A 21,622-nucleotide genomic window follows, 5' to 3' on the forward strand; every position below is an offset into this window, starting at 1 on the left:
ACCGGTGGGTCCGGCCCCCGCGGGTCAGAGCTTCATGACCTTGAGACGGACCGGCTCCCCGTCGCCCACGGTCGCCTCGGTGACGTCCTCGCGGGACGGCAGGGCGTCGAGCTGCGCGGCTGAGCCGAACTGGGTCGCCAGGGTCTCCTGCATGATGAGCCCCTGGTGGGCGATGGTCGCCTCCCACACAGCCTCGGAGCCCGTCACCGTCAGCGAGATCCGGTCGGAGACCTCGAGGCCGGCGTCGCGTCGCGCCTGCTGGACCGCACGGACGATGTCGCGGGCCAGACCCTCCTGGGCCAGCTCGGCCGTCACCTGCGTGTCGAGGACCACGAAGCCGCCGCCGGGCAGCATCGCGGTCGCCCGGGCAGCACCCTGCTGGTCGGCGTCGACCACCGTCTCCAGGGTGTACTCCCCCTCGACCAGCTCGAGCCCACCGGACGTCACGGTGCCGTCGGCCGCCACCGACCAGTCGCCGGACTTGCTGCCCTTGATGGCCTGCTGCACGTCACGACCCAGCCGCGGACCGGCCACGCGGGCGTTCACGCTGAGCCGCTGCGACACGCCGAAGTCGGCTTCGCTGGCCTCGGTGATGTCGCGCAGGGTCACGGTGCGCACGTTGACCTCGTCGGCCACGATCGCACCGAAGTCCTTGAGCGACGCGGCGTTCGCCGTGACCACGGTGAGGTCCTGCAGCGGGAGTCGGACGCGCAGTCCGCCCGCCTTGCGCAGCGACGACGCCGCCGAGCACACCTCCCGCGCGCGGTCCATGGCAGACACCAGCGCCTCGTCGACCGGCAGGTCCGTGGCGTCCGGCCAGTCGGTGACGTGCACCGAGCGACCGCCGGTCAACCCGCGCCAGATCTCCTCGGTCGTGAGGGGCAGCAACGGCGCAGCCACACGGCATACGACCTCCAGCGCCGTGTAGAGCGTGTCGAAGGCCTGCTCCGCGCCCGAACCCGACCCGGTGTCCCAGAACCGCTCCCGCGACCGGCGGACGTACCAGTTGGTCAGCACGTCCAGGAAGCCGCGCGTCGTCTCGCACGCGTTCGCGACCTCGTAGCCGTCGAGCTGCTCCTGCATGGTCGCGACGAACTGCCCGAGCTTGGCGAGCAGGTAGCGGTCGAGCGGGTCCGTGGACGCGGTCGACCACTTCGCCTCGTAGCCCTCACCGCCCCTGCCGTTCCCTCCCTCGGCAGCGTTGGCGTACAGCGAGAAGAAGTACCAGGTGTTCCACAACGGGATGATGACCTGACGGACCCCGTCGCGGATGCCCTGCTCGGTCACGACGAGGTTGCCGCCGCGCAGGATCGGCGACGACATGAGGAACCAGCGCATGGCGTCCGCGCCGTCGCGGTCGAAGACCTCGCGGACGTCCGGGTAGTTGCGCAGCGACTTGGACATCTTCTGGCCGTCGGACCCCAGGACGATCCCGTGGGACACGCAGGCCGAGAACGCCGGGCGGTCGAACAGCGCCGTCGCCAGGACGTGCAGCGTGTAGAACCAGCCACGGGTCTGGCCGATGTACTCGACGATGAAGTCGCCCGGGAAGTGGTGCTCGAACCAGTCGGCGTTCTCGAACGGGTAGTGCACCTGTGCGAACGACATCGAGCCCGAGTCGAACCACACGTCCAGGACGTCCTCGACGCGACGCATCGTCGACTGGCCCGTGGGGTCGTCGGGGTTGGGTCGGGTCAGCCGGTCGATGAACGGCCGGTGCAGGTCGGTGACCTCCACCCCGAAGTCGGCCTCGAGCTCGGCGAACGAGCCATAGACGTCGATCCGCGGGTACGCGGGGTTGTCCGAGCGCCACACCGGGATCGGGCTGCCCCAGAAGCGGTTGCGCGAGATCGACCAGTCGCGGGCGTTCTCGAGCCACTTGCCGAACTGGCCGTGCTTGATGTGGTCAGGGACCCAGTCGATCTGCTCGTTGAGCTCGAGCATCCGGTCCTTGAACTTGGTGACCTCGACGAACCAGCTCGAGACCGCCATGTAGATCAGCGGCATCCGGCAGCGCCAGCAGTGCGGGTAGGAGTGGTCGTAGGTCTCGCGGCGCAGCAGCACCGTGCCCTCGGTGACCGACCCGACGTCGCCCTCGCCACGGGTACGGGCCTTGAGGTGGTCGATGATCATCGCGTTGGCGTCGAAGACCTGCACGCCCTCGTAGTCCGTGACGGGGTACGTGAAGCAGCCGTCGGGACCGACCGGCACGACCGGCTCGATGCCCGCCGCATCCGTGACGATCTTGTCCTCCTCACCGAAGGCGCCGGCGGTGTGGACCAGCCCGGTGCCGTCCTCGGTGGTGACGAACTCCGCCGGGAACACGTGGTGGGCGCGCTCGTGCCCCACGAAGTAGGAGAACGGCGGCGTGAACGAGCGGCCGACGAGGTCGCTGCCCTTGAGCCGCTCCACGACCCGCGACGCCGGGTCGGTCTCGTTGGGGCCGAACAGCTCCTTGGCGTAGGCCGCCAGGCGAGCCTCACCGATGAGGTAGCGCTCGGTCGTCCCGGTGAAGTCGGACTCGACGACGACGTAGTCGATGTCAGGACCGACCATGATCCCGAGGTTGGCAGGCAGGGTCCACGGCGTCGTCGTCCACACGAGCGCGAGCTCGCCGGTCGACAGGCGCATGCCGACGGTCACCGCCGGGTCCTGCCGCATCTGGTAGACGTCGTCGTCCATCCGCAGCTCGTGGTTCGACAGCGGCGTCTGGTCGTTCCAGCAGTAGGGCAGGACGCGGAAGCCCTCGTAGACGTAACCCTTGTCGTACAAGGACTTGAACGCCCAGATGACCGACTCCATGTAGTCGGGGTTGAGCGTCTTGTAGTCGTTGTCGAAGTCCACCCAGCGGGCCTGGCGGGTGACGTACTCACGCCACTCCCCGGTGTACTTCAGCACCGACTCGCGGCACTTGGCGTTGAACTCCTCGATGCCGATCTCGAGGATCTCGTCCTTGGTCTTGATGCCGAGCTGGCTCATCGCCTCGAGCTCGGCGGGCAGCCCGTGCGTGTCCCATCCGAACCGCCGCTCGACCCGGCGGCCGCGCATCGTCTGGTAGCGCGGGATGAGGTCCTTGACGTAGCCGGTCAGCAGGTGGCCGTAGTGCGGCAGGCCGTTGGCGAACGGCGGCCCGTCGTAGAAGACGAACTCGTTGTCGCCGTCGGTGCCGGCCGAGCGGTTCTCGACCGAGGCGACGAACGTGCCGTCCTCGTCCCAGTACTTGAGGACGCGCTCCTCGATCTCGGGGAACCTCGGGGACGCGGGCACACCAGTCGTGCCGGGGTCGCTGGAGACCTTGGGATAGATCGGCTGGGCCTGCTGAGCCATGGTGTCGGCGGTCCTTCGTCAACTCGTGTGTCCACGAGGACGACGTCACCGGGATCTCCCGGCGCCACCGCGGTGCCACCTCGCTTGTCGCCGTCGCGCCCGGGACAACCGGACACGGCACACGACCGCTCTTGCCAGAGGCTGTGACGGGCCCACCCGTCCGGTTCTAGTGAGGAGCCTGGCGGTTTGCCGGGTGCTCCCGTTCTTCCGGAGGCTCACCGGTGATGGCCGGTTCAACGCCTGTGGGAAGCAGTCTAGCGGCCGTGACCAACCGCACGCTGCGCCATTCCCGGTGGGGGTCTGACCGAGCCCCCGGCGGTGTAGTGTGGCGGCGTTGCCCCAGGGCAACACCACGACGCAACCCAGGGGAAGCCGGTCCGATTCCGGCGCTGACCCGCAACCGTGAGCCGCCCACCGAGGCGGGAGCCGGAATGCCTGGAGTGCGGAGCGGCTCCATTTCCGTCGAGGTACGCGGGGCGGAGCCCGGACACCAGTCCGAGGCCGCCCCCGACGTCGCAGCAGCGACGCGGGGGTTTTCACGTTCTCTGGTTGCCGGTGCACCCGTCGCGACACCGCTCGCAAGAAGAGGCACCATGCAGCACACCATCCGTCGGGCCCGCCCGGCCCGCGTCGTCGCGACCACCGGAGGGCTGGCCCTGGCCATCTCCCTCCTGGCGCCCGGAGCGGCCTTCGCCACCACGACCGAGCCGACCGTCACGACGACGGCACCCGCCCCCACGCAGACCACAGACCCGGCCCCCGGGTCGAGCACCCCCTCGACCGGCACCGGCTCGTCCACCACCACCGGGTCCCCGGCGTCGCCGACCTCGCCGACCGGCGCCGGCTCCCCGAGCTCGACCAGCACCACCGCGGGCACGTCGACCGCCACCGCCACCTCCGCCCCCTCCGCCCCGGGCGCTGGCCGCGGGTCGAAGGTTGCCGCCCCCTCCTCGAAGCAGGTCCCGTTCCGCGCGGGGGCAGCCCGCATCGTCCCCGGCACCCCGACCCAGCAGGCCGGGTACGCGGGTGGCTTCATCGTGCGCACCCTGGCCACGCGGGGCAACCACTACAACTACCCCGCCTCGACGTTCTTCGACGGCGGCAACACCATCGACGCGATCCTCGCGCTCGACGGGGCGAAGGTCGGCCAGACCGGTGCGGACGCGGCCCTGGACTACCTCGCGGGCAACGTCAACAGCTACGTCGGCACCCCCACCCCCTCCGACCCGTCCAGCCCCGAGACCTACGCCGGACCGCTGGGCAAGCTCGTCCTCGGGGTCGTGGCCCACGGCGGCGACCCGACCGACTTCGGCACGCAGGACCTCGTGGCGCGCCTCGAGGGGCTCCTCACACCGTCGGGCCGCTTCTCGGACCAGTCGAACTTCGGTGACCCGAGCAACCCTTCGGGCGACTACTCCAACACCATCGGACAGGCCCTCGACATCATCGCCCTGGGCCGTGCCACCGGCTCGGTTCCCGACACGGCCGTGGACTACCTGCTGGCTCAGCAGTGCACGGACGGCGGCTTCAGGGGCAACCTCGACGACGCCCAGGCACCGTGCACCAGCGACACGGACGCCACGGCCTTCGCCGCCCAGGCGCTGGTGGGGCTGCTCGGCGCCCTCGACCCGCAGACCGTCCAGGCGCTGAACAACCTCGCCTCCCGCCAGGCCGCGAACGGTGGGTTCCTCAACCAGGACGGCCAGTACAACGCCAACACCGCCGGCGTGGCCGCCCAGGCCTTCGCCGCCGGTGGCTTCACCGCCCAGCGGGCGCGGGCCCAGTCMTTCCTCGCCGGCCTCCAGCTCGACTGCACCGCGTCGGCGGCACTGCGAGGCGGCATCGCCTTCACGGCGGCCGACCTCGCCACCCTCAAGACGGCGTCGCCGACCTCGACGACCTACACGGCCGCCCTCGACCGCGCCCTGCGAGCGACCCCCCAGGCCGCCCTGGGGCTGGCCGGAGGCTCGCTGCTGACGGTGACCGCCGACGGCGCCACCGCGAGCGCTCCCACGTTGGGCTGCGCGGCGACCTCGACCACGACGACGACCAGCTCCACCACGAGCACGACCCCGACGTCGGCTGACCCGAGCACCAGCTCGGCACCCGCGGGCTCGGCGACGCCGGGCGACCTCGCCTTCACCGGCAGCAACGTCGCACCGATGCTGCTGCTCGCGCTGGCCCTGCTCGTCCTCGGCGCCGGGGCCCTGGTCATCGCCCATCGCAAGGGGGCGCACGCCTGATGCGCTCCGCTGCACGCCTGGTGGCCGCAACCCTGCTGGTCGTCGCCGGCGGCCTCACCCTGCCGGGTGGGGCCGCCCAGGCGGCGGCCTGCTCGGGCACGTCGGGCGTGACCGTGGTGATCGACTACGGCTCGAGCAGCACCACGCTCTGCTCGCCGGGCGACCCGTCCAGTGCGGGTGCCGCCCTGCGGGCCGTCGCGGGGGTCGACTACGTCCCCATGTACGGCCAGGGCGTCGTCTGCAAGATCAACGGCGTCCCGTCCAGCCAGACGTGCCAGCGCATGCCGCCCTCGAGCGCCTACTGGGCCTTCTTCCACGCGAGCCGCGGTGGCTCCTGGACGTACAGCTCGGTGGGGGTGGCCGACTACAACCCCGCACCCGGCTCTGTCCTCGGATTTGCGTTCGGCAGCGGCGGGGCGCCCAGCACGGCACCTCCGGCGGCGTCGGCGCCCGCTCCCAAGCCGTCGCCGAAGCCCGCTCCCAAGCCGTCGCCGAAGCCGAGTGCGTCGAGCTCCAGCAAGCCCGTCACCCCCCACGCCACGTCGGGCAGCGCCGCGAAGCCCGCGGGCACGAGCCCCGGCGCGACGTCGCGAAGCTCCGGGACCACCCCCGCGACCAGCAACGCGACCACGAACGCTGCAACCACGACGGCTCAGGGGACGACCACGACGACCTCTCCCGACGCCTCGGGGAGCACGACGGCGACCACCCCCGGCGGCAGCACGGGTGAGGGCACCACCCGGGCCGCATCGACCACGGCCGGCCAGGGTTCGCCCGCGACCCTGCTCGCCGGGGTCGGCCTGGTCGCCCTCCTGGGCGCCGCCGCGGCATACCTCACCCTGCGCCGCCGCGCGCAGCAGTAGGCGCGGGTGAGCAGGCTCGGCACGCCGCTCCCCCGGCACCTGCACCCGGTCGCGTGGTGGCTCTGGGCGATCGGGATGGCCGTCGCCTGCTCGCGCACGAGCAACCCGCTGCTGCTGGGGCTCGCGGTCGGCGTGGCCGGGGTCGTCGTCGCGGCCAAGCGCGGCAGCTCGCCCTGGGCGCGGGCGTTCCGGCTCTACCTGGTGCTCGGCGGCTTCATCGTGCTGTTCCGGGTGGTCCTGCACGTCCTCGTCGGCTACAAGTTCGGCACGATCGGCCTCTTCCGGCTGCCCAGCGTCGACCTGCCGGGCATCACGCTGCTCGGCCCGCTCTACCTGGAGGGGCTCCTGGCCGCCGCCGCCGAGGGCCTGCGGCTGGCCAGCCTCATCGTCTGCATCGGCGCTGCCAACGCGCTGGCCAACCCCCGACGCCTGTTGCGCGCCCTGCCCAGCGCCCTGCACGAGGTCGGGACGGCCGTGGTCATCTCGGTGACCGTGGCGCCCCAGCTGGCCGAGAGCGTCCAGCGGGTGCGCCGGGCGCGGGTGCTGCGCGGTGAGGGCGGCACGGGTCTGCGGTCCGTGGGGCGCGTCGCCCTCCCGGTCCTGCAGGACACGCTCGACCGGTCGCTCAAGCTGGCCTCGGCGATGGACTCGCGCGGCTACGGCCGCAGGGTCGCCCAGACGGCGTTCGCCCGCCGGGCCACCGCGGCCCTCACCCTCGGGGGCCTGTGCGGCTCGGCCATCGGCGCCTACGGCCTGCTGGACACCCAGGCACCTCGCGTCATCGGCCTGCCCCTGCTGGTCGGCGGGCTGCTGCTGTGCGGCCTGGGGCTGTGGGTGGGCGGCAAGGCGGTTCAACGCAGCACCTACCGCCCCGACCCGTGGGGACCGACCGAGTGGGCGGTGACGGCCTCCGGCATCCTCGCCGCGGCACTGATGGTCGTCGCCGGCCGGGTGGACCCTGCCGCGATGACGCTGCCGGTGCAACCACTGGCGATCCCGGGCCTACCCCTCGCCGGGGTCGCCGCGTTCGTCGTCGGACTGCTGCCCGCCTTCGTGGCCCCCGACCCTCCCTCGACCCGGCGGGAGGTGCGCGCGTGACCTCCCCCCTCGTGTCCTTCCGCGACGTGTCCATCCGGTATGCCGGGACGTCCCTTCCCGCACTGCGCTCGGTGTCGTTCGACCTCGACGAGGGCGAGCTCGTCCTCGTCGTGGGGCGTACGGGGGCGGGCAAGTCCACCCTGCTCGGGGCGGTCAACGGCACGGTGCCGCACTTCACCGGCGGCCACCTGTCGGGCCGCGTGCTCGTCGCCGGGCACGACACCCGCGACCACCGCCCGCGCGACCTCGCCGACGTGGTGGGAGTCGTGCGCCAGGACCCCACGGCCGGGTTCGTCACGGACACCGTCGAGGAGGAGCTGGCGTACACGCTCGAGCAGCTCGCCGTCGATCCCGCGGCGATGCGCCGGCGGGTCGAGGAGGTCCTCGACCTGCTCGGCATCGCCGACCTGCGGGACGCCCCTCTCCAGGACCTGTCAGGGGGCCAGCAGCAACGGGTCGCGATCGGCTCGGTCCTGACCGCGGGCCCGCGCCTGCTGGTCCTCGACGAGCCGACCTCGGCGCTCGACCCCACGGGTGCCGAGGAGGTGCTGGCCACCCTGTCCCGGCTCGTCCACGACCTCGGGCTGACCGTCGTCGTGTCCGAGCACCGGCTCGAACGCGTCATCGGCGCGGCAGACCGCATCCTCGAGGTCGGCTCCGACGGATCGGTGCTCGCCGGGGAGCCGCGAGCGGTCATGGCGACGGCGGTCCTCGCACCGCCGGTCGTCGAGCTGGGCCGGTGGGCCGGCTGGTCCCCCCTGCCCCTGACCATTCGGGAGGCCCGTCGCGCCGCGGGGGCCCTGCGTGCCGACCTGGCCGCCGAGTCGACCAGCCAGCCAGCGGCCGCCTTCACGGGTCGGAATCACGCCCACGTCGTCGCCACCGGCCTCTCGGTCACCCACGGGGGCGTCGCCGCGGTCCGGGACGTGGACCTCGCACTGCACGGAGGCGAGGTCACGGCGCTCATGGGTCGCAACGGCGCCGGCAAGTCCTCGCTGCTGTGGGCCCTGCACGGGTCCGGCCCCCGGTCGGCCGGTGAGGTGCACGTGGGCGGCGTCGACCCGGCGACCGAGACGCCGACCGCCCGCCGCACCCGGATCGGCCTGGTCCCGCAGAGCGCGCCCGACCTGCTCTACCTCGACTCGGTCGCGGCCGAGTGCCACCAGTCCGACCACGAGAGCGGTGCCGTGCCCGGCACGGCCCGCGGCCACCTCGACCGGCTCGCACCCGGCATACCGGATGACACGCACCCGGGCGACCTGTCGGAGGGGCAGCGGCTCGCCCTCGTCGTGGCCATCCAGCTCACGGCGGCGCCGAGGGCGCTGTTGCTCGACGAGCCGACCCGCGGGCTGGACTACCCCGCGAAGGCAGCCCTCACGCGCGAGCTGCGACGGCTGGCGGGGGACGGCGCCCTCGTGGTCGTCTCGACGCACGACGTCGAGTTCGCGGCTCACGTCGCCGACCGCGTCGCCGTGATGGCCGAGGGCCGGATCGTCGCCGACGGTCCTGCGACCGACGTGCTGTGCGACTCACCGGCGTTCGCGCCGCAGGTGGCCAAGGTCGTGGCACCCCACCGGCACCTCACCGTCGAACAGGTACAGGTCGCCCTCACCGCCAAGGGGGTGTCGTGATGGCGTCCGCACGCCAGGTGATCGCCCTGCGGCCCCGCTCCACGGCAGCCCTGGTGCTGGTGTCCGTCGCCGGACTGCTGGCCTTCGGCTGGCCACTGTTTGCGAGCGCGGACTCCCGCCTCGGCCAGAACGCCGACGCCCCGCTCGTGTTCGCCCTGCTGATCCCGCTGTTGATGGCCGTGGTGCTGTTCGAGATCAGCGAGGGCGGCCTCGACGTCAAGGCCGTTGCCATCCTCGGGGTGCTGTCAGCGGTGGGCGCGGCCCTGCGACCCCTCGGGGCGGGCACGGCCGGGCTCGAGACGGTGTTCTTCCTGCTCGTGCTCGGGGGGCGCGTGTTCGGCCCCGCCTTCGGCTTCGTGCTGGGCTCGACGACCTTGTTCGCGTCGGCCCTCATCACCGGGGGCGTCGGGCCCTGGCTGCCCTACCAGATGCTCGGTGCCGCGTGGGTTGGCTTGGGCGCCGGGCTGCTCCCCCGCGCGAGCGGTCGCCGCGAGATCGTCCTGCTCGCCGCCTACGGTGCGGTGGCGGGCTTGGTCTACGGCGTCGCGCTCAACTTCTCGTTCTGGCCGTTCGCGACCGGGCTCGCGGGTGACCTGTCCTTCGTCCCCGGCGCCGCCCCGTGGGAGAACCTCCGTCGCTTCGGCGTGTTCTCGCTGGCCACGTCGGTCTGGTGGGACGTCGGCCGTGCCGTCACCAACGTGACGCTCATCGCCCTCACCGGTCACGCCGTGCTGTCCACGCTGCGTCGTGCAGCACGCCGCGCGGCCTTCGACGCCGAGACCACCTTCGCCCAGGAGCCTGCCTCGCGGCATAGCCTGTCGTGATGAGCGACCTGGCCGCGATCGCCGACCGCTTCGTCAAGGACGCCGACGTCCGGGCGACCTATGCGCGGGACGAGTCGCTCGGCGTCGAGCCACCGGAACGGTTCGAGGTCGTGCGCGCGCGAGACGTCTCGGACGTGGTGGACGTGCTGGCGTACGCCGCCGGCACCGGCACCCCCGTCGTCCCCCAGGGGGCGCGCAGTGGGCTCGCCGGCGGCGCAGTGGCGATCGAGCACGGCATCGTGCTCAGCCTCGAGGCCCTCGCCACCGTGGTGGAGGTCGACCCCCTCGAGGCGGTCGCCGTCGTCCAGGCCGGGGTCGTCACAGCCGACCTCAAGGCGGCCGCGTCGGCAGCGGGCCTGTTCTATCCGCCCGACCCCGCCTCGTCGGCGTTCTGCACGATCGGAGGCAACGTCGCGACCAACGCCGGGGGCCTGTGCTGCGTCAAGTACGGCGTCACCGCCGACTACGTGCGCAGCCTCGAGGTGGTGCTCGCCGGCGGCGAGGTCATCACCACGGGTCACCGCACGGCCAAGGGGGTGGCCGGGCTCGACCTGACGGGGCTCTTCGTCGGCTCCGAGGGCACCCTCGGTGTGGTGACCCAGGCCGTCGTGAAGCTGCTCCCGGCGCCCGATCCCGCCCTCACCGTGCTGGCGACCTTCGACTCCCTGACCACCGCGAGCGCCGCGATCGTCGCCCTGCGGCTCGACCGGCACCGGCCCAGCCTGCTCGAGCTGCTCGACGACGCGTCGATCGAGGCGATCCAGGCCACGGGTGACTTCGGCTTCCCCGAGGGGTGCGCCGCCGCCCTCATCGTCCAGGCGGACCGGCCGGGCCACACCGGTGAGGACGTGCAGCGGTATGCCGAGCTGCTGCAGCAGGCGGGCGCGACCGAGGTCGCCGTGGCCGACGACGCCCAGGAGAGCGAGGCACTGCTGGCGGGCCGGCGAGCCCTGCACCACGGCCTGGTCGCCAAGGGCCGGCACTTCATCGAGGACGTCTGCGTGCCCGTCGGTCGCCTCACGGACCTCATCGCGGCAGGTCACGAGATCTCCGCGCGCACCGGGGTCGAGATCACCATGTCCGGCCACGGCGGCGACGGCAACCTGCACCCCTGCTTCTTCTACGACGACGACGCGAGCCGGCACCGCGCGGAGGTGGCCTTCGGTGAGCTCGTGGCGGCGACCCTCTCGATGGGCGGAACCATCACGGGCGAGCACGGGGTCGGCGCCCTCAAGGCCCGGTGGCTGCCCGGCGAGGTCGGGGCAGCCTCGATCGCGAGACAGCGGGCGATCAAGGCACTCTTTGACCCGGTGGGAGTCCTCAACCCCGGGCGGGTCTACTGGTCCGCGCACGACCCGGCCTGACGCCCCGCCGTCCTGCGGGCGGACCCTCCCGCCCCGGACGCGCACCGGCTGGTAGAAACTCATGGCATGAGCTCCCTCGAAGTCGAGAACAGTGCCGCCTGGCTGTCCAGGGAGGAGCTCGACGCCGCGCGGGAGCGGTTGCCCATCCTCTATGTCGACGCCGTGCCGGTGCGGGTCGACGAGCGCGGCGCAGTGGCGGCGGTCGGGCTGCTGCTGCGGGCCTCCGACGGCGAGATCAACCGTGAGCTCGTCGCCGGGCGCGTGCTCTACCACGAGCGCGTCCGCGATGCCCTGATCCGGCACATCGAGAAGGACCTGGGCCCAATGGCCTTGCCCCAGATCCCCGCCAGCCCCCAGCCGTTCACTGTGGCGGAGTACTTCCCGACGCCCGGGGTGACGCCGTTCCACGACCCGCGCCAGCACGCCGTGTCGCTGGCCTTCGTCGTGCCCGTCGCGGGTGACTGCCAGCCCCAGCAGGACGCCCTCGACCTCGCCTGGCTGACGCCGGAGGAGGCGCTGGCCCCCGGAGTCGTGGAGGACATGGACAACGGGCACGGGGTGCTGCTGCGCCAGGCGCTGGCGCACCTCGGCCACCGCGTCTGACGGCTCAGCGCTTGGCGCGTCGCTGCCGCCGCTCGGCCTTGTCCAAGGCGTCGGCTTCCTCGAGGGTCGGCGCCGTGCCGCCGAGCCGGACCGGCAGCAGGTGCTTCTCGTCGTCGGGCCAGGCGGGGTAGCGCTCCTGGTCCCGGCGCAGCTGGGCATCCATCGCGGCGCGGATGCGGGCCGTCGCGTCGTTCGCGTTCTCGTCCGGCCCGACGACGATCGGGGGCCCGACGGTGATCAGCAGCGGCACGTGGTGGCGGCCCATCCGCTTGGGCTGGCCCTTGGTCCACACCCGCTGCGAGCCCCAGATCGTCACCGGCAGGACCGGCACGCCGGCGCCCTGGGCCAGGCGGACGGCACCCGACTTGAAGGCCTTGATCTCGAAGGACCGCGAGATCGTCGCCTCGGGGAAGACGCCGATGATCTCACCGGACCGCAGCGCGGCGAGGGCGGCGTCGAAAGAGCCCTGACCAGCCTCACGGTCGACCGGGATGTGCTTCATGCCCCGCATCAACGGACCCGCAACGGGGTTCTTCCAGATCGACTTCTTGGCCATGAAGCGCACGAACCGGCCGACCTCGGCACCCGGCAACCCGGCATACGTGAAGTCGAAGTAGCCGGTGTGGTTGATCGCCATCACGGCACCACCGTGGCGCGGGATGTTGTCGAGCCCGCTCATGCTGATCTTGAGGCCCTGGGCGGCGAACAGGGCACGGGCGAACCCGATCACGGGGGTGTAGACGGGTTCCATGCCGCCAGCCTAGGGCGCGGGCGCGCGCAGCAGGGCCACAAGGTGGGTCTGGTCACCTCCGGGCAACCGGTTGGTGACCGGCGCGTCCGGGATGGGAAGATTCACGCCATGACCGACGCACCCACCACGCCTCGCGCTGCCTCCATCCCCGACCGCCCCTCCATCGACGGGCTCGAGGACCAGTGGACGCAGGTATGGCGGGAGCAGGGCACCTACGCCTTCGACCGCGCAGCGGCCCGCGAGCGCGGCCGTGAGGCGGTCTTCTCGATCGACACTCCCCCGCCCACGGCGTCCGGCTCGCTGCACATGGGTCACGTGTTCTCCTACACGCACACGGACTGCATGGCGCGCTACAAGCGGATGGCCGGTTTCGAGGTCTTCTACCCGATCGGCTGGGACGACAACGGCCTGCCGACCGAGAAGCGCGTCCAGAACTACTACGGCGTGCGCGGCGACGCCGCCCTGCCGTACGACCCGTACTTCACCCCTCCGCACCAGGGCGACGCCAAGAGCCTCAAGGCCGCCGACGCCGTGCCGATCTCGCGGCAGAACTTCATCGAGCTGTGCGACGAGCTCACGGTCAAGGACGAGGAGGCGTTCGAGAGCCTGTTCCGCCGGATGGGCTTCTCGCTCGACTGGGACATCTCGTACCGCACGATCGACGACCACTCCCGGGCCACCGCCCAGCAGTCCTTCCTGCGCAACCTCGCGCGCGGTGAGGCCTACCAGTCCGAGGCACCCGGTCTGTGGGACGTCACCTTCCAGACCGCCGTGGCCCAGGCCGAGCTCGAGGCCCGCGACTACCCGGGCGCCTACCACCGGGTGGCGTTCCACGGCGCCGACGGTCCGATCCACATCGAGACCACCCGCCCCGAGCTGATCCCGTCGGTGGTGGCCCTCATCGCCCACCCCGACGACGAGCGGTATGCCGGGTTGTTCGGCTCCACGGTCCGCTCGCCCCTGTTCGGGGTCGAGATCCCCGTGGTGGCGCACCCCGCGGCCGAACCCGACAAGGGCGCCGGCATCGCCATGTGTTGCACGTTCGGTGACCTCACCGACGTCCTGTGGTGGCGCGAGCTGCAGCTGCCGACGCGCTCGATCATCACCCGGTCGGGGCGGATCCAGGCCGAGACGCCCGAGTGGATCGTCGGCACGCCGGGCGAGGCGCTGTTCGCCGAGCACGTCGCCGGCAAGACGACCTTCAGCGCCCGCGAGGCGATCGTGTCCGCGCTGCGCGAGTCGGGCGACCTCGACGGCGAGCCCACGCCCACCCAGCGCAAGGCCAACTTCTACGAGCGCGGCGAGAAGCCGCTCGAGATCGTCACGTCGCGGCAGTGGTACATCCGCAACGGCGGTCGCGACGCCTCCCTCAACGCCGAGCTGATCGAACGTGGCCGCGAGATCGACTTCCACCCGCCGTTCATGCAGTCCCGCTTCGAGAACTGGGTGAGCGGCCTCAACGGCGACTGGCTCATCTCGCGCCAGCGCTTCTTCGGTGTCGCCATCCCGGTCTGGTACCCGCTCGACGACGCGGGCGACCCGGTGTGGGACAAGGTCCTGGTGCCCCGCGAGGACCAGCTCCCGGTCGACCCCGCGGCGCAGGCCCCCGAGGGCTACGACGAGTCGCAGCGCGGCCAGGCCGGTGGCTTCATCGGCGACCCCGACATCATGGACACGTGGGCGACCTCGTCGCTGTCGCCGCAGATCGCCGGTCACTGGCGCGACGACCCGGAGCTGTTCGCGACGATCTACCCGATGGACGTCCGTCCCCAGGCGCACGACATCATCCGCACCTGGCTCTTCGCGACCGTCGTGCGCGCGCACCTCGAGTTCGGCTCCGTCCCGTGGCGCAACGCCGCGATCAGCGGCTGGATCCTCGACCCCGACCGCAAGAAGATGAGCAAGTCCAAGGGCAACGTCGTCACGCCCGAGGACGTCGTCAAGGAGCAGGGCGCCGACGCCGTGCGCTACTGGGCGGCCAGCGGTCGCCTCGGCGCGGACGCGGCCTACGACACCGGCCAGATGAAGGTCGGGCGACGCCTGGCGATCAAGATCCTCAACGCCAGCAAGTTCGCCTTGTCGTTTGGCGGAGCCGAAGCAACGGCGTTTGGCGGAGCCGAGGCAACGTCGTTTGGCGAAGCAACGGCGTTTGGCGGAGCCGAGGCAACCAGTCAGAGCAGCGGCGAGGTGCAGGGCGACCTCGCCGGTGCCGTCACGAACCCGCTCGACCGCGCGATGCTCGCTGCCCTGCGCGACGTCGTGGCCAAGGCGACGGCCGGCTTCGAGGCCTGGGACTACACCCGCTCGCTCGAGGTCACCGAGACGTTCTTCTGGACGTTCTGCGACGACTACCTCGAGCTGGTCAAGGACCGCGCGTACGGCGGTCGCGGCGAGGCCGAGGCTGCGTCGGCGAGGGCGGCCCTGCGGACGGCCCTCGACGTCATGCTGCGCCTGTTCGCGCCGATGCTCCCCTACGTCACCGAGGAGGTCTGGTCCTGGTGGCACGACGGCTCGGTGCACCACGCGACGTGGCCGACCGTCGACGAGGTCGGTGCCGAGGACGGCGACGCGACCCTGCTCGCCGCAGTCGGCGAGGCCCTGGCGGTCGTGCGCAAGGTGAAGTCCGAGGCCAAGGTCGGCATGCGGGCCGAGGTGGCCAACATCGTGCTCGCCGGTCCCGCTGGCTGGGGCGACCGGGTGGCCGTGGCCGAGGGTGACCTGCGGGCCGCCGGGCGCATCACGGGTGACCTGACCTATGCCGAGGCCGAGACACCTGAGGCGCGCGACGCCGAGCTGATCCCGGTCGAGAAGCCGAAGGCCTGAGCTGTCCGGATGCCGTTGGGCTGCACCGTGATCCACGGGACGTCCCACCCGGCGATCCGCAGCTTGCGGTCGGCGAACCTGCCCTCGTCGAGCAGGGTGACCTGACCCGTCGCGGGGTCGTAGACGTCCAGGACGCGGTCGCCGTCACCCGGCAGCACGAGGGTCACGTGCCGGGGCAGCGTCGCGTTGCCGATGTAGAGCAGGGCAGGCTCGCCGTCCGCCACCACGTCGACGAGGCGGCTGTGCACCTCGCGCAGCCGCCCTTTCGTGAGGGGGCGCACCACGCGGAGCTCGTACTGCGTGCCGCGCCGGGACGCCCCGAACTCGAGTTCCTTGCGAGCCCCCCACGGCGGGGTGCCCAGGGCTCGCGGCCAGGGCGCGTTGAGGCGCCCTCCGCCGGCGAACAACCGGTTCGTGCGGCTCATGACGACCCGCTCGTATGCGGCGAACCTCGCCTGCTCGGTGTCGCCGGCCGGTGCGTCCGAGCGGGGTCCCACGCCGGTCGTGATCCAGCGGGCGAACTCCGGGTTCACGAGCATCCGCGCCACGGTGAGGCAGGCCGACCCGCACGTCACCGGGCTCTGCTGCACGGGACCGACGTCGCCATTGCGAAGCCGGTATGCCGATGCCATGGCCCCATCCTGTCCGGAGACCGGGGTGGTCGTCCACCGGGTCGCGTCTCAGGCGCGGCGCCCGGCGTGGGCCAGCAGCCGTTCCTGAGGGCTGGCCCAGTCGGGCACCACGAGGGCCGGCCCGAACGGCTCAGGCCGGTCGTCGTCGGTGACGTGGTCACGCGCCACGGGCCACAGGTCCATCGCCAGCCCGGGAGGGATCGGGCGATCCACTCCCACCGCGGTCGCGACGTCCCAGCCGTGCACGGTGATCTCGAGGGCCCCGGCAGCCCCGAGCAGCTCGCGGGGGACGGTGAACGCACCCACGGCCACCCCGCCCACCGGTTCGGGGTGCCAGTGCGACAGCAGTCCGCAAGCCCGGCGGGAGATCGTGTCGATGAGCTCGCTGCCCACCGCGTCGTTGTCGGCGCGCACGAGCGAGAGCGTGCGGGCCTGCGCCGCCTCGGCGAACGCCAGGAGCGAGTCGTCCATGTGGCGCAGCAGGTCGAGCAGGCTCCACTCGCGGCACGGGGTCGGGCGGTCGAGGTCTGCCTCGGTCACCAGGAGCAGGCTCCCCCTGGTGTACGCGATCGCGCGCTCGAGCAGCTCGAGGGCGGTGGGCGGCCGGCTCGGTCCGGTCGCGGTGTTCACCGTCAGCCTCACGAAGGAACGGGGTGGTCCGCCGGCAGCGACGCCGGCAGGCCGAAGGTCTCGAACAACGAGGGTTCGAAGAACGCGGCGACGTGGGCGACGAGGCCGCCTCGGATGGACAGGACCTGGAGGTGGAAGGGCGTGAACGTGCCGTCCGGCTGACGCATGTAGAGCCCGAAGGCAGGCTGGCCGTTGGCGCTGGTCGCCAGCATCGGCATGTCGTGAACCCCGCCGGGGCACTGGGTGTCGATGAGCCGCCCGATGTTCTCGGCACCGGTGTACCAGCCGGTGAACGGCGGCATCTCCCACACGGCATCACGGGTCAGCATGCTGACGATCGCACTGATGTCCTTGTCCCAGAACGCCTGCACGTAGCGGTCCAGTAGGGCGCGCTGGTGCTCGTCGAGGTCGTCCTCGACGGTGTCGGCGGTCACGTCGGCCTTGGCGAGCTGGGCGTGCGCCCGCTGGAGCGCGCTGTTGACGGCCGCCTCGCTGGTCTCGAGCGCCTCGGCGACCTCGCTGGCCCTCCACCGCAGGACGTCGCGCAGGATGAGGACGGCTCGTTGCCGCGCGGGCAGGTGCTGCAGGGCCGCGACGAACGCGAGCCGGATGCTGTCCCGCTCGGCGACGATCGTCGCCGGGTCGCTGGCGTCGGCGCCGACGAGCGGGTCCGGCGCGGGCTCGAGCCACGAGACCTCGGCCGACTGGGCCAGCTGGTCACCGGCGTCGCTCGACGGGGCGCCCAAGCCGGTCGGCAGCGGTCGCCGGTCCTTGCCCTCCAGGGAGGTGAGGCAGACGTTCGTGGCGATGCGGTACAGCCAGGTGCGCACCGAGGACCGCCCCTCGAACGCGGCGTAGCCACGCCAGGCCCGGATGTAGGTCTCCTGGACGAGGTCCTCGGCGTCGTGGATCGAGCCGGTCATGCGGTAGCAGTGCGCCGTGAGCTCACGACGGTAGGCGTCGGACAGCTCGGGGAAGCCCTCCACCGCGGGGGCCTGCGGGGTCGTGCTGGTCGCGACGCGCTCGGTCACCTCGGACATGCAGTCTGCCTCCTGGTCGGGCCCGCGGGCTCGGTCGACGCCTCTCAGCGTAGGCACCAGGGAGTGCCTGTGTGTACCGACTCCTTCAGGACCGAAAACTCATCGGTCCTGCGGACGACCGGTCAGGCGGAGCGCTTGCGCGTGCGCTTGGGCTCCTCGTCGCGACGGACGATCGTCGGCAGCACGTTGTCGAGGACGACCTCGCGGCTGACGACCACGCGGGAGATGCCCTCGTCGCTGGGGACGTCGAACATCACTGGCATGAGCACCTCCTCCATGATCGCGCGCAGGCCACGGGCGCCCGTGCCGCGCTTGAGGGCCTGGTCGGCGATGGCCTCGAGGGCGTCGTCGGTGAACTCGAGCTCGACGTTGTCGATCTCGAACATCTTCTTGTACTGCTTGACCAACGCGTTGCGCGGCTGGGACAGGATCGTCACGAGGGCGGACTGGTCGAGCGGGCTGACCGTCGTGATGACGGGGAGCCGGCCGATGAACTCGGGGATGAGGCCGAACTTCATGAGGTCCTCGGGCATGACCTCGTGGATCGACTCGGCGAGGTCCTTGGGCGTGTGCAGCTCGGAGCCGAAGCCCAGGCCCTTCTTGCCGTTGCGCGACTCGATGAGCTTCTCGAGGCCGGCGAACGCCCCACCCACGATGAACAGGACGTTCGTCGTGTCGATCTGGATGAACTCCTGGTGGGGGTGCTTGCGGCCACCCTGCGGCGGGACGCTGGCCGTCGTGCCCTCGAGGATCTTGAGCAGGGCCTGCTGGACACCCTCACCGGACACGTCGCGGGTGATGCTGGGGTTCTCGGACTTGCGGGCGATCTTGTCGACCTCGTCGATGTAGATGATGCCCGTCTCGGCCTTCTTGACGTCGTAGTCAGCGGCCTGGATCAGCTTGAGCAGGATGTTCTCGACGTCCTCGCCGACGTAGCCGGCCTCGGTCAGCGCCGTCGCGTCGGCGATGGCGAACGGGACGTTGAGCATGCGCGCCAGCGTCTGGGCGAGGTAGGTCTTGCCACAGCCCGTGGGGCCGATCAGCAGGATGTTGGACTTGGCGATGTCGACCGACTCGGCGTCCTTCTTGCCGCCGGCCTCGCCCGCCTGGATCCGCTTGTAGTGGTTGTAGACCGCGACGGCCAGCGAGCGCTTGGCGACGTCCTGGCCGACCACGTAGTTCTCGAGGAAGTCGAAGATCTCCTTCGGCTTGGGCAGCTCGTCGAGGCCCAGCTCGGAGGACTCGGCGAGCTCCTCCTCGATGATCTCGTTGCACAGGTCGATGCACTCGTCGCAGATGTAGACACCGGGGCCGGCGATGAGCTTCTTGACCTGCTTCTGGCTCTTTCCGCAGAACGAGCACTTCAGCAGGTCGCCGCTCTCTCCCATGCGTGCCACGCGACGTCCTCCGAACCTTGTGTGGGTCGGTGCCCACGGGGATGCACTTGCAGTGGTGGATCAACGGTCCGACGGTACCCGCCGGACCCCACCATTCTCTCCATTGAATCGCCCGCGTCGCGCCGAAGTCGCCCTTGTCCGCTGAGGGCGGACAGGACGTGCAGAGGGACCGGCACGTGCCCGATGTGCTGCCACTATGGCCACTCGGCGCGGGCCTGACCCTGCCTCCCCGACCGCCGTCAAGGGGTCTTTGGAGGGTTGTCGGGGTCTGGACCCCGGCAACCCTCCAAAGACCCACCGCTGCGACGGGCCTCTAGGAGCGTCGGCGGCCACGCACGAGGACCAGGACGAGGCCTGCGCCCAGCACCAGCGCGAGCACCGACCCCCCGACCAGTGGCACCAGCCACGCGGTGTCGCCCGCTGACGGGTTGCGCTCCCCGGGCAGCTCGCGGGTCGGCCCGTCAGGGGGGTTGGCATCCTGGGTCGCAGGCGCGGCACGGGGTGCAGCCCCCTGGCCGGCCACGCGCTGCACGTCGGCCACGAGGTCGGTGGTCGCCGGGCCGGAGCCGCCACACAGCCCGGACCACAGCTCGCCGTCCTTCTCCTGGGCGAACAGGACGTACTCCCGCCCCGGCTCGACCCCCTCGAGCCCGCAGCTCGCCCCGGACGCAGCCGACTGGACGAACGTCGTCCCCGCCGCCTCGCCCTTGAAGACCCGGGCGACCCTCACCGTGTAGACGGCGGCGTCGGCGCTGGACGACAGCCGCGAGGGCAGGTCGACGTCGGAGACGGTCCCCTGCACCACGACGTCGGCACCGGCGACCGACTGGGCCGGGGTCAGGCCCACGCAGGAGCAGGCCATGGCGGCGCCACCGGGCACGACGAGCAGTGCGGCGACGACGGCGACGACCACCAGCAGGACTCGCTTCATGGCGGTGGGACGCACCCCACCAGTGTGCCGTTCCCGGCACCCCTCAGACAGGTATGCCGCCCGCTCGAGGTGAGCGGGCGGCATACCGACCGGGAGTGGCGGGGACGAGCCCCGTCGGCGCGTCAGTCGTCGTTGGAGGCCTTGCGCGAGGCCAGCACCTCGTCGATGAGGCCGTACTCCTTGGCCTCGGCGGCCGAGAGGATCTTGTCGCGCTCGATGTCCTTGCGGACCTGCTCGGGCGTGCGGCCCGAGTGCTCGGCCCAGGTCTCCTCGAGCCAGGTGCGCATGCGCAGGACCTCGTTGGCCTGGATCTCGATGTCGGACGCCTGGCCGTAGTCGCCACCCGCCAGCGCGGGCTGGTGGATGAGGATCCGGGCGTTCGGCAGGGCGAATCGCTTGCCCTTGGCACCGGCGCTCAGCAGCACGGCGGCCGCCGAGGCCGCCTGGCCGACCACGAACGTCTGCACGTCGGGGCGGATGTACTGCATGGTGTCGAAGATCGCCGTCATGGCCGTGAACGAGCCGCCGGGGCTGTTGATGTACATCAGGATGTCGCGGTCGGGGTCCTGGGACTCGAGCACGATCAGCTGCGCGATCACGTCGTCGGCCGAGGCGTCGTCCACCTGCACGCCGAGGAAGATGATGCGGTCCTCGAACAGCTTGGTGTAGGGGTCGAGCCGCTTCATGCCGTAGGAGGTGCGCTCCTCGAACTGGGGCAGGATGTAGCGGCTCGAGGGCTGCGCGTACGAAGGGACGTGCAGGCCGCCGTGCATGGCGGGGTTGGTGTTGTAGTTCATGTCTGCGTCCCTCACTTGTCCCCGGTGACCGGGTTGTCGTCGGTGGCGCTGCGGCCGCCTGCCTGGGCTGCGCTGCTGAACACGTGGTCCACGAAGCCGTAGGCCTTGGCCTCCTCGGCGCTGAACCAGCGGTCGCGGTCGGAGTCCTCCTCGATCTGCTCCTTGGTCTGACCCGTGTGCTCGGCGATCAGCTCGGCCATCTGCTTCTTGACGTAGAGCATCTGCTCGGCCTGGATCTTGATGTCGGAGGCGGTGCCACCGATCCCACCGGACGGCTGGTGCATCATCACGCGGGCGTGCGGCGTGGCGTAGCGCTTGCCGTGGGTGCCGGCGGAGAGCAGGAACTGGCCCATCGACGCGGCCATGCCCATCGCGACCGTCGCGACGTCGTTGGGGATCCACTTCATCGTGTCGTAGATCGCCATCCCCGCGGAGATCGAGCCGCCCGGGCTGTTGATGTAGAGCCAGATGTCCTTGCCGGGGTCCTCGGCCGCGAGCAGCAGCAGCTGGGCGCAGATGGCGTTCGCGTTGTCGTCGCGGACGTCCGACCCGAGGAAGATGATCCGCTCCTTGAGCAGGCGGTTGTAGATGTGGTCGTCCAGACCGCCCTGCGGGCCCTCGCCCGCGGCGACGATCGTTCGTGTCTCGGCGCTGCTCACCATGTCTCC

At 71.5% G+C, this 21,622-nt stretch carries 17 protein-coding genes and 1 riboswitch; of the genes, 8 read left to right on the top strand and 9 right to left on the bottom strand.

The features are described from left to right. Positions 1–24: 24 nt before the first annotated feature. Positions 25–3,327 carry an isoleucine--tRNA ligase gene (gene ileS / locus AC1DV7_RS04785; RefSeq protein WP_477595118.1) on the bottom strand — a complete coding sequence of 1,101 codons (3,303 nt, stop codon included), beginning with the start codon at positions 3,325–3,327 and terminating at the stop codon, positions 25–27. Between the two features lie 366 nt (positions 3,328–3,693). Then, positions 3,694–3,819, top strand: a riboswitch (cobalamin riboswitch). A gap of 101 nt (positions 3,820–3,920) precedes the next feature. Here ileS and AC1DV7_RS04790 point away from each other — a divergent pair. The 7 genes from AC1DV7_RS04790 (at position 3,921) to AC1DV7_RS04820 (ending at position 11,953) form a co-directional block, all read left to right on the top strand. Beyond that, positions 3,921–5,570, top strand: a complete 1,650-nt coding sequence (locus AC1DV7_RS04790) for a prenyltransferase/squalene oxidase repeat-containing protein (RefSeq protein WP_477595120.1) — start codon at positions 3,921–3,923, stop codon at positions 5,568–5,570. After that, positions 5,570–6,433, top strand: coding sequence for a hypothetical protein (locus tag AC1DV7_RS04795; protein ID WP_477595122.1), 864 nt, complete (start codon positions 5,570–5,572; stop codon positions 6,431–6,433). Before AC1DV7_RS04790 ends, AC1DV7_RS04795 begins: the two co-directional genes overlap by 1 nt. Before the next feature lie 6 nt (positions 6,434–6,439). After that, positions 6,440–7,531: an energy-coupling factor transporter transmembrane component T gene (locus AC1DV7_RS04800; protein ID WP_477595124.1), complete on the top strand. Its 1,092-nt coding sequence runs from the start codon at positions 6,440–6,442 to the stop codon at positions 7,529–7,531. Beyond that, positions 7,528–9,162 (top strand): ABC transporter ATP-binding protein, encoded by a 1,635-nt coding sequence (locus tag AC1DV7_RS04805; protein ID WP_477595126.1) that lies wholly within the window; start codon positions 7,528–7,530, stop codon positions 9,160–9,162. The genes AC1DV7_RS04800 and AC1DV7_RS04805 overlap by 4 nt, the downstream gene beginning before the upstream one ends. Continuing rightward, positions 9,162–9,986, top strand: coding sequence for an ECF transporter S component (locus tag AC1DV7_RS04810; protein ID WP_477595128.1), 825 nt, complete (start codon positions 9,162–9,164; stop codon positions 9,984–9,986). Before AC1DV7_RS04805 ends, AC1DV7_RS04810 begins: the two co-directional genes overlap by 1 nt. Further along, complete coding sequence (locus AC1DV7_RS04815; protein ID WP_477595130.1) at positions 9,986–11,350, top strand: FAD-binding oxidoreductase; 1,365 nt, start codon at positions 9,986–9,988, stop codon at positions 11,348–11,350. Before AC1DV7_RS04810 ends, AC1DV7_RS04815 begins: the two co-directional genes overlap by 1 nt. A 66-nt stretch (positions 11,351–11,416) precedes the next feature. Then, on the top strand, positions 11,417–11,953 hold the full coding sequence (locus tag AC1DV7_RS04820; RefSeq protein WP_477595132.1) for an NUDIX hydrolase family protein: 537 nt from the start codon (positions 11,417–11,419) through the stop codon (positions 11,951–11,953). A 4-nt stretch (positions 11,954–11,957) separates the two neighbouring features. Here AC1DV7_RS04820 and AC1DV7_RS04825 read toward each other — a convergent pair whose 3' ends face one another. Next, on the bottom strand, positions 11,958–12,704 hold the full coding sequence (locus AC1DV7_RS04825) for a lysophospholipid acyltransferase family protein (protein ID WP_477595134.1): 747 nt from the start codon (positions 12,702–12,704) through the stop codon (positions 11,958–11,960). Positions 12,705–12,812: 108 nt separating this feature from the next. Between AC1DV7_RS04825 and valS the strand changes: the two genes are divergently transcribed. Beyond that, on the top strand, positions 12,813–15,527 hold the full coding sequence (gene valS / locus AC1DV7_RS04830) for a valine--tRNA ligase (protein ID WP_477595136.1): 2,715 nt from the start codon (positions 12,813–12,815) through the stop codon (positions 15,525–15,527). Here valS and AC1DV7_RS04835 read toward each other — a convergent pair. The 7 genes from AC1DV7_RS04835 to AC1DV7_RS04865 form a co-directional block, all read right to left on the bottom strand. Then, positions 15,458–16,159: a hypothetical protein gene (locus tag AC1DV7_RS04835; protein ID WP_477595138.1), complete on the bottom strand. Its 702-nt coding sequence runs from the start codon at positions 16,157–16,159 to the stop codon at positions 15,458–15,460. The genes valS and AC1DV7_RS04835 overlap by 70 nt on opposite strands. A gap of 48 nt (positions 16,160–16,207) precedes the next feature. Further along, positions 16,208–16,789: a TIGR03086 family metal-binding protein gene (locus tag AC1DV7_RS04840; protein WP_477595140.1), complete on the bottom strand. Its 582-nt coding sequence runs from the start codon at positions 16,787–16,789 to the stop codon at positions 16,208–16,210. 8 nt (positions 16,790–16,797) lie between these two features. Next, positions 16,798–17,829: a sigma-70 family RNA polymerase sigma factor gene (locus AC1DV7_RS04845; protein ID WP_477595142.1), complete on the bottom strand. Its 1,032-nt coding sequence runs from the start codon at positions 17,827–17,829 to the stop codon at positions 16,798–16,800. A gap of 122 nt (positions 17,830–17,951) precedes the next feature. Continuing rightward, positions 17,952–19,226 carry an ATP-dependent Clp protease ATP-binding subunit ClpX gene (gene clpX / locus AC1DV7_RS04850; RefSeq protein ID WP_477595144.1) on the bottom strand — a complete coding sequence of 425 codons (1,275 nt, stop codon included), beginning with the start codon at positions 19,224–19,226 and terminating at the stop codon, positions 17,952–17,954. A gap of 313 nt (positions 19,227–19,539) precedes the next feature. After that, a complete protein-coding gene (locus AC1DV7_RS04855) occupies positions 19,540–20,172 on the bottom strand; it encodes a hypothetical protein (protein ID WP_477595146.1) in 633 nt (210 codons plus the stop codon). Positions 20,173–20,279: 107 nt separating this feature from the next. Continuing rightward, entirely contained in the window at positions 20,280–20,954 is a 675-nt protein-coding gene (locus AC1DV7_RS04860; protein WP_477595148.1) for an ATP-dependent Clp protease proteolytic subunit, read from the bottom strand. Positions 20,955–20,965: 11 nt separating this feature from the next. Beyond that, a complete protein-coding gene (locus AC1DV7_RS04865; protein WP_477595150.1) occupies positions 20,966–21,616 on the bottom strand; it encodes a ClpP family protease in 651 nt (216 codons plus the stop codon). Positions 21,617–21,622 lie beyond the last annotated feature (6 nt).

This window comes from Pedococcus sp. P2_E4, from assembly GCF_056403935.1.